We start from the raw sequence: 7,047 nt of genomic DNA, 5'->3' as shown, positions 1-7,047 counted from the left end.
GCGCGGCGGACCGTGGGGGTCAGTTGGTCGGGGCTGGCTCCTCGGAGTGGGCGCGACGCTGGGCGAAGGCGGCGAAGGCGATCAGCGAGTCGGGGTTGGCCAGGGCGCCGGTGGCGGCGGCGCGGTCGACCGGGGTACCGGTGAGGATCTTCTTGACCGGCACCTCCAGCTTCTTCGCCGAGAGGGTACGCGGGACGGCCCGGACCTGGTGGATCTCGTCGGGGACGTGCCGGGGCGACAGCGCCGTCCGCAGCTCCCGGCAGATCCTCGCGCGCAGCTCGTCGTCGAGCGCCAGGCCGTCGGCGAGGACCACGAAGAGCAGCAGTTCCCCCGCGCCACCCTCGTCGTCCTCCAGGTGCACCACCACCGAGTCAACGACCTCGTCCAGCCCCTCCACCACCGAGTAGAACTCGGCGGTGCCCAGCCGGACCCCGCCCCGGTTGAGGGTGGCGTCGGAGCGGCCGGTGATCACGCAGCCGCCCCGGTCGTTGATGGTGATCCAGTCGCCGTGCCGCCACACCCCCGGGTAGGTCTCGAAGTACGCCTCGCGGTAGCGACAGCCGTCCGGGTCGTTCCAGAAGCCCACCGGCATGCTCGGCATCGGCGCGGTGATCACCAGTTCGCCCAGTTCCCCGACGACCGGGGTGCCGTCGGCGGAGCGGGCCTCCACCCTGGCTCCGAGCGCCCGGCAGGTGATCTCCCCGGCGTGCACCGGCAGCAGCGGAACCCCGCCGACGAAACCGGTGCACACGTCCGTGCCGCCGGACAGCGACTGGAGCTGGAGGCTGTCGCCGACGTTCTCGTACACCCAGGTGAAACCCTCGGCGGGCAGCGGCGCACCGGTCGAGCCGACCCCACGGAGCGCGGAGAGGTCGGCGACCTCCCGGGGCACCAGCCCGGCCTTGCGGCAGGCCAGCAGGAACGGCGCCGAGGTGCCGAAGTACGTGGAGTCGCTCTGCTCGGCCAACCGCCACAGCGCCCCCAGGTCGGGATGGCCCGGGTTGCCGTCGAACAGCACGATCGCCGACCCCACCGCCGGGCCGGAGACCAGGAAGTTCCACATCATCCAGCCGGTGGTGGTGAACCAGAAGAACCGGTCGGACGGGCCCAGGTCGTGGTGCAGGGCCAACATCTTCAGGTGCTCCAGCAGGATGCCCCCGTGGCCGTGCACGATCGGCTTGGGCAGCCCGGTGGTGCCGGAGGAGTAGAGCACGTAGAGCGGGTGGTCGAACGGCACCGGGGTGAAGGTCGCCGGCTCGTCGGTGGGTGCGGCAAGTTCGTCCCACCCGATCGCGCCCTCCGGCGGCACGCCGGCCGGGTCGAGGTAGGAGATGGCGACGGTGTGCGCCAGCGTCGGCAGCGCGGCCCGGATCGCGGCCACCTCGCCGTGCCGGTCCACCGGCTTGTCGCCGTACCGGTAGCCGTCCACCGCGACCAGGACCTTCGGCTCGATCTGCCGCCACCGGTCGGTGACGCTACGGGTGCCGAACTCCGGGGCGCAGGACGAGAAGACCGCGCCGAGACTGGCCGTGGCGAGCAGCAGCACGAACGTCTCGGGGATGTTCGGCGCGTACGCCGCGACACGGTCGCCGGCGACCACGCCGAGGCGGCGCAGCCCGGCCGCCACCCGGCGGACCTGCCCGCGCAGCTCGGCCACGGTCAGCGTGACCGGCGGCCTGGTCTGGGCGTACGCGATCACGACCGGGTCGTCGTCGGACAGGCCCGGCATCCGCAGCACGTTCTCGGCGTAGTTGAGCGTCGCGCCGGGGAACCAGCGGGTGCCGGGCATGGCGGCGTCGGTCAGCGTCGCCGTCGGCGGGGTGCGCGCGACGACCTCGAAGTGGTCCCAGATCGAGCTCCAGAAGGCGTCGAGGTCGGTGACCGACCAGCGCCACAGCTCGTCGTAGTCGGCGAAGTCCAGCCCCCGGTGCTCGCGCAGCCAGCGCAGGTATTTCCCGATCCGCGACCGCTCGCGCACGTCCGCCGGCGGCGTCCACAGCATGTCACCCACTGCTCCACCCTCCCTGCCGGCCCCGGACGGCGATGTTCGTGGGCCGTGGCGCCATCTTGCCCTACCTCGCCAGGCCATCCCCGCTCGCCAGGCCATTCTCCGCGCCGGGTGCGAACCGGCGAGAGACCCGGCCTGACCGACAGACGCGGCCGGACCGACAGACGGGGTCGGACCGACAGACGGGGTCGGACCGACAGACGGGGTCGGACCGACAGACGGGGTCGGACCGACAGACGGGGTCGGACCGACAGACGGGGTCGGACCGACAGACGGGGTCGGACCGACAGACGCGGCTACCGACAGACGGGGTCGGACCGCCGCCGGCCGGGCCGAGGATGGACCGGCCTGCCCGAGGAATGGACTCAGCCCGCCCGGTGTGCCTGGATGGCCCGGCGCTTCGCCAGCCGGTGCGCCCGGCGGATCTCCGCCTCCCGGAACCGGCGCTCGTCCTCCAGGGTCTCCGGCAGCACCGGCCGGACCGGCCGTGGCGCACCGCGCAGGTCGACGGAGACGAAGACCAGGTACGCGGTGGCCACCCGGATCGGCTCGTCCTCGGCCGAGTCCCACCGCTCGGACACGACCTTCACCCCCACCTCCATCGAGGTGTGCCCCGTCCAGTTCACCTGGGCGTGCGCGTGCACGAGGTCGCCGACCCGGACCGGCTCGGAGAAGACGATCTCGTCGATCGAGGCGGTGACCGCCGTGCCGCCGCTGTGCCGGGCGGCGGCGGCGCCCGCCACGTCGTCGACGAACTTCATCAACACCCCGCCGTGCACCGTGCCGTACAGGTTGACATCGACGGCGGTCATGATGCGACTCAGCGTGACGCGAGAGTATGAGGTGGGTTTGCCCTGCGGGGCGGAGGGGTGCTCGGTCATGCCGAAGACGGTACGGTGCGCCAATGCGACATCTCTGGAGCTTCCTCGCCGGTCTGGTGGTGGCGCCCATCACCTGGGCGCTGGTCACCCTCGGGCAGGACGGGTCGGGTCGGACCGTGGGCCGCTGGGTGGAGATCGGCACGTACAGCACGCCCAACCTGATCGAGCCGGCCGTCTATCTCGGCGTGGCCGGCATCCTGCTCGGCCTGCTCGCCACGCTGCGTGTCTCACCGCTCGGCCCGCTGGTCGCCGGGCTGCTGCTGGTCACCCCGTACGTCGGGATGTTCATAGCGCCGTTCGCCGTGCTCGACCGGATCCCCGACGGCTGGCGGATCCTCGGTGACCCGCTGCCGCTGAGCCTGCCCGTACGCAACGGCACCCTGTTCCTGATCGGGCTGGCGCTGCTGATGGCGACGTTCAGCATCCAGCGGTGGCGGCGCTGGCCGGTGCGGGCGACGCCCGTGGCGGTGGCACCCCCGGCCGACAACACACCCCCGGAGAACACGTTCACCCTGGGCGACTGGCCACCGTCGGGCGGCGGGAGCGAGTCGGACACCGCGCCGCTCACGCTCGGCTACCCGAACCCGGACACCCCCACCGAGCCGCTGCCCCGGCGCACCGGCATCGAGTCGCCCTGGACCACCCCGCCGCCCAGGTACGGCGAACGGCCGGAGAGCAGCAGCGGGAACCGTTGACGGCCAGCCTGGTCGCCGACCTCCGCGACGAATGACGGTGCTGCGGGAAACGCCCCTGGCGGAGCTGCGCCTTCCCGGGCTGCTCCCAGGCTCACCGGCTGGTGGGGCTCGCACGGAACCCCGCCAGCCGGTGAGCAGCTGTTGGTGACACCGCGATGATTCAATCGGCGTTCGGTCGGCTTCCGTCAGCCCCTCATGAGCTGCCGCGCCATGACGATGCGCTGAACCTGGTTCGTGCCCTCGTAGATCTGGGTGATCTTGGCGTCACGCATCATCCGCTCGACCGGGTAGTCCCGGGTGTAGCCGTACCCGCCGAGCAGCTGCACCGCGTCCGTGGTGATCTCCATCGCGGCGTCCGAGGCGAAGCACTTGGCGGCCGCCCCGAAGTAGGTCAGGTCGGCGTCGCCGCGCTCGGACCTCCCGGCGGCGGCGTAGGTCAGCTGCCGGGCCGCCTCCAGCTTCATGCCCATGTCGGCGAGCATGAACTGGACGCCCTGGAAATCCGCGACCGGCCTGCCGAACTGCCTGCGCTCCTGGACGTACCCCTTGGCGTAGTCGAGCGCGCCCTGGGCGATGCCGACGGCCTGGGCGGCGATGGTGACCCGGGTGTGGTCCAGGGTCTGCATCGCGGTGGCGAAGCCGGTGCCCTCGGCGCCGATCATCCGGTCGGCGGGGACACGCACGTTGTCGAGGTAGACCTCGCGGGTCGGGGAGCCCTTGATGCCGAGCTTCTTCTCCGGAGCGCCGAAGCTGACCCCCGGGTCGGACTTCTCGACAACGAAGGCGGAGATGCCCTTCGATCGGGCTGTGGGATCCGTCACTGCGAAGACGGTGTAGAACTCCGAGACCCCCGCGTTGGTGATCCACCGCTTCACCCCGTTGAGCACCCAGTGGTCGCCGTCGCGGACGGCCTTGGTGGTCATCGAGGCCGCGTCGCTGCCCGCCTCCGGCTCGGAGAGGCAGTACGAGAACATCGCGTCGCCGGTGGCGACCTTCGTCAGGTACTTCTGCTTCAGCTCGGCGGAGCCGGCCAGGATCAGCGGCATGGTGCCGAGCTTGTTGACGGCCGGAATCAGCGAGGACGAGGCGCAGGCCCGGGCCACCTCCTCGATCACGATCGCCGTGGCCAGCGCGTCCGCGCCGGCGCCACCGTACTCCACGGGGATGTGCGGGGCGTGGAAGTCCGCGGCCCGCAGGGCGTCGTACGACCCCTTCGGGAACTCGCCGGTCTCGTCCGCCTCGGCGGCGTGGGGGGCCACCTTCGCGTCACAGATCTCCCGGACCGCCGCGCGGATCGCCTCGTGCTCCTCGGGCAACCGGTAGACGTCGAACGACTCCTCTGCGGCCATGTCGGCCCACCCCTTCCACGGCTATCATGCGCAGTCTGTGGCGTGGCGAAGGCTGCCGACTGCCGCAGACTGAAGGATAGCCATCAGGTCCGACCGGACCCTACCGGCGGGTAGGCTCGCACACGACGGGCGTCGACATGGCACAACTACCCTCACACCAGACCACGAAGGTTCCCTCGGTGCCCGGCCTTGGCGCCCCAGCCGATTGCGACGCAGCGAAGCGCCGCCAGTGCGAGCGGAGAAGACAGGCGTGACGATCCCGTACCCGAACATCCAGCCGGTGCCCACCATCGCCCCGGTGACGCCGCCCTCGGGTGCGCCGCGGCCCCGGGTCACCTTCCTCGGCACCGGATACCTCGGCGCGACGTACGCGATCTGCTACGCCGAGCTGGGCTACGAGGTGCTCGGTTTCGACGTCGACGCCGACAAGATCGCCATGCTGAACGCCGGCGAGGTGCCGATCCACGAGCCGGGCCTCGACGAGTTGCTCAAACGGAACCTGGCCGCCGGCCGGTTGCGGTTCAGCACCGACATCGCCGAGACCGCCGAGTTCGGTGACGTGCACTTCATCTGCGTGGGCACCCCGCAGCGCGCCGACGGCATGGGCGCCGACCTGTCGTACGTCGAGGCTTCGGTGACCAGCCTGGCCCAGCACCTGACCCGTAAGGCGTTGATCGTCGGCAAGTCCACCGTCCCGGTCGGCACCGCCGAGTGGGTGGAGCAGCTCGTCGGCAAACACACCCCGGCCGACCTGGGCGTCGAGGTGGCCTGGAGCCCCGAGTTCCTCCAGGAGGGCTTCGCGGTCGACGACGTGCTACGCCCCAACCGGATCGTGGTCGGCGTCAAGAGCGAGTGGGCCAACGCCATGCTCTACGCCGCCCACAAGGGCGTCTTCGACCTGGCTGCCACCGAGGACCGGGAGGTCCCCCTGGTGGTCACCGACTTCGCCACCGCCGAGCTGGTCAAGGTCGCCGCGAACGCCTTCCTCGCCACCAAGATCTCCTTCATCAACGCGATGGCCGAGGTCTGCGAGGCCGCCGGCGGCGACGTCACCCAGCTGGCCCGCGCCATCGGGTACGACCCGCGCATCGGCAATCGCTTCCTCCAGGCCGGGCTCGGCTTCGGCGGCGCCTGCCTGCCCAAGGACATCCGCGCCTTCCAGGCCCGGGCGCAGGAGCTGGGCGCCGGCGAGGCGCTGCGTTTCCTGCACGAGGTGGACCTGATCAACCTGCGCCGCCGTACCCGGGTGCTGCAGCTCGCCGCCGAGCTGCTCGGCCGCCGCTCCGGCCCGGCCGGCCCGGACTTCGCCGGCACCCGCATCGCCGTGCTCGGCGCGACCTTCAAACCCAACACCGACGACGTCCGCGACGCCCCGGCGCTCGCCGTCGCCGCCTTGCTGCAGAAGGCCGGCGCCGACGTGCACGTGTACGACCCGCAGGGCACCGAGAACGCCCGTCGGGTGGCTCCCGAGCTGACCTACGAGGCCAGCGTGAACGACGCCGTCACCGGAGCCGACCTGATCTGCGTGCTCACCGAGTGGGCCGATTTCCGCAACGCCGACCCGGTGACCCTCGGCGAGCTGGTGGCCGGCCGCAAGGTGGTCGACGGGCGCAACTGCCTCGACTCGGCGCTGTGGATTCACGCCGGCTGGGAGTACCGGGGCATGGGCCGGCCCTGACCTCGTCCCGACGCGCCGGGTCAAGGCATGCTGCGACAGTGGGGATCCACAGTGCGCCAGCGGCCGGGTGGAGGGTGTCGTGGAGAACTTTCAGTGCCCCGCGTGCGGGCGGCAGTTCACACCGGCCGCGCGCTGCCCGCAGTGCGGGTCGGAGCAGCCACGCTGGCGGGAGCACCTGGCGGAGGTCGAACGCTCCATCGCGGAGCTGAAGGCACGCGACGCCCAGATCGCCGCCGAGCAGCGGCAGATCGCCGCGAAGATGCAGGCCGCCCTCTTCCAGCGGGACATCCTCACGCACGCCGGGGAGGAACGGATCAAGCAGGCCACCCGGCCACGGCGGGTGCTGCGCCGCAAGCCGGGCCGCCGACCGCCGACCGCCGCCACCGGGGCGCCGCCGCGGGTGCCCCGGCAGGGCGCCACCCCACCCGGCCAGGAG

6 protein-coding genes are annotated in these 7,047 nt (G+C 71.8%); 3 read left to right on the top strand and 3 right to left on the bottom strand.

What is annotated here, in order from left to right; translation table 11 throughout:
• Positions 1 to 19: 19 nt before the first annotated feature.
• Both E1193_RS28810 and E1193_RS28805 read right to left on the bottom strand, forming a co-directional pair.
• Positions 20 to 2,011 (bottom strand): acetoacetate--CoA ligase, encoded by a 1,992-nt coding sequence (locus E1193_RS28810; protein ID WP_132186319.1) that lies wholly within the window; start codon positions 2,009 to 2,011, stop codon positions 20 to 22.
• A gap of 362 nt (positions 2,012 to 2,373) precedes the next feature.
• Entirely contained in the window at positions 2,374 to 2,889 is a 516-nt protein-coding gene (locus tag E1193_RS28805) for an acyl-CoA thioesterase (RefSeq protein ID WP_132186318.1), read from the bottom strand.
• A gap of 23 nt (positions 2,890 to 2,912) precedes the next feature.
• Here E1193_RS28805 and E1193_RS28800 point away from each other — a divergent pair, with 23 nt between their 5' ends.
• Positions 2,913 to 3,584 carry a hypothetical protein gene (locus E1193_RS28800; protein WP_132186317.1) on the top strand — a complete coding sequence of 224 codons (672 nt, stop codon included), beginning with the start codon at positions 2,913 to 2,915 and terminating at the stop codon, positions 3,582 to 3,584.
• 185 nt (positions 3,585 to 3,769) lie between these two features.
• Here the strand turns inward: E1193_RS28800 and E1193_RS28795 are convergent, their stop codons facing one another.
• The gene (locus E1193_RS28795; protein ID WP_132186316.1) at positions 3,770 to 4,933 is read right to left on the bottom strand and encodes an acyl-CoA dehydrogenase family protein; all 1,164 of its coding nucleotides are present in this window, start codon (positions 4,931 to 4,933) and stop codon (positions 3,770 to 3,772) included.
• A 250-nt stretch (positions 4,934 to 5,183) separates the two neighbouring features.
• Between E1193_RS28795 and E1193_RS28790 the strand changes: the two genes are divergently transcribed.
• Together E1193_RS28790 and E1193_RS28785 are read left to right on the top strand one after the other, a co-directional pair.
• Positions 5,184 to 6,611 (top strand): UDP-glucose/GDP-mannose dehydrogenase family protein, encoded by a 1,428-nt coding sequence (locus E1193_RS28790; protein WP_132186315.1) that lies wholly within the window; start codon positions 5,184 to 5,186, stop codon positions 6,609 to 6,611.
• A gap of 79 nt (positions 6,612 to 6,690) precedes the next feature.
• The coding region (locus E1193_RS28785; protein ID WP_132186314.1) for a hypothetical protein at positions 6,691 to 7,047 on the top strand (357 nt) is incomplete at its 3' end.

The sequence above is a fragment of the Micromonospora sp. KC606 genome, assembly GCF_004348675.1.
In the GTDB taxonomy this organism is placed as follows: Bacteria; Actinomycetota; Actinomycetes; order Mycobacteriales; family Micromonosporaceae; genus Micromonospora.
This window is presented reverse-complemented; position numbering and strand designations above follow the sequence as displayed.

Coding starts and splice junctions, on each gene's coding strand:
- E1193_RS28795 (WP_132186316.1), bottom strand. CDS start 4,933: ATGGCCGCAGAGGAGTCGTTCGACGTCTACCGGTTGCCCGAGGAGCAC.
- E1193_RS28800 (WP_132186317.1), top strand. CDS start 2,913: ATGCGACATCTCTGGAGCTTCCTCGCCGGTCTGGTGGTGGCGCCCATC.
- E1193_RS28805 (WP_132186318.1), bottom strand. CDS start 2,889: ATGACCGAGCACCCCTCCGCCCCGCAGGGCAAACCCACCTCATACTCT.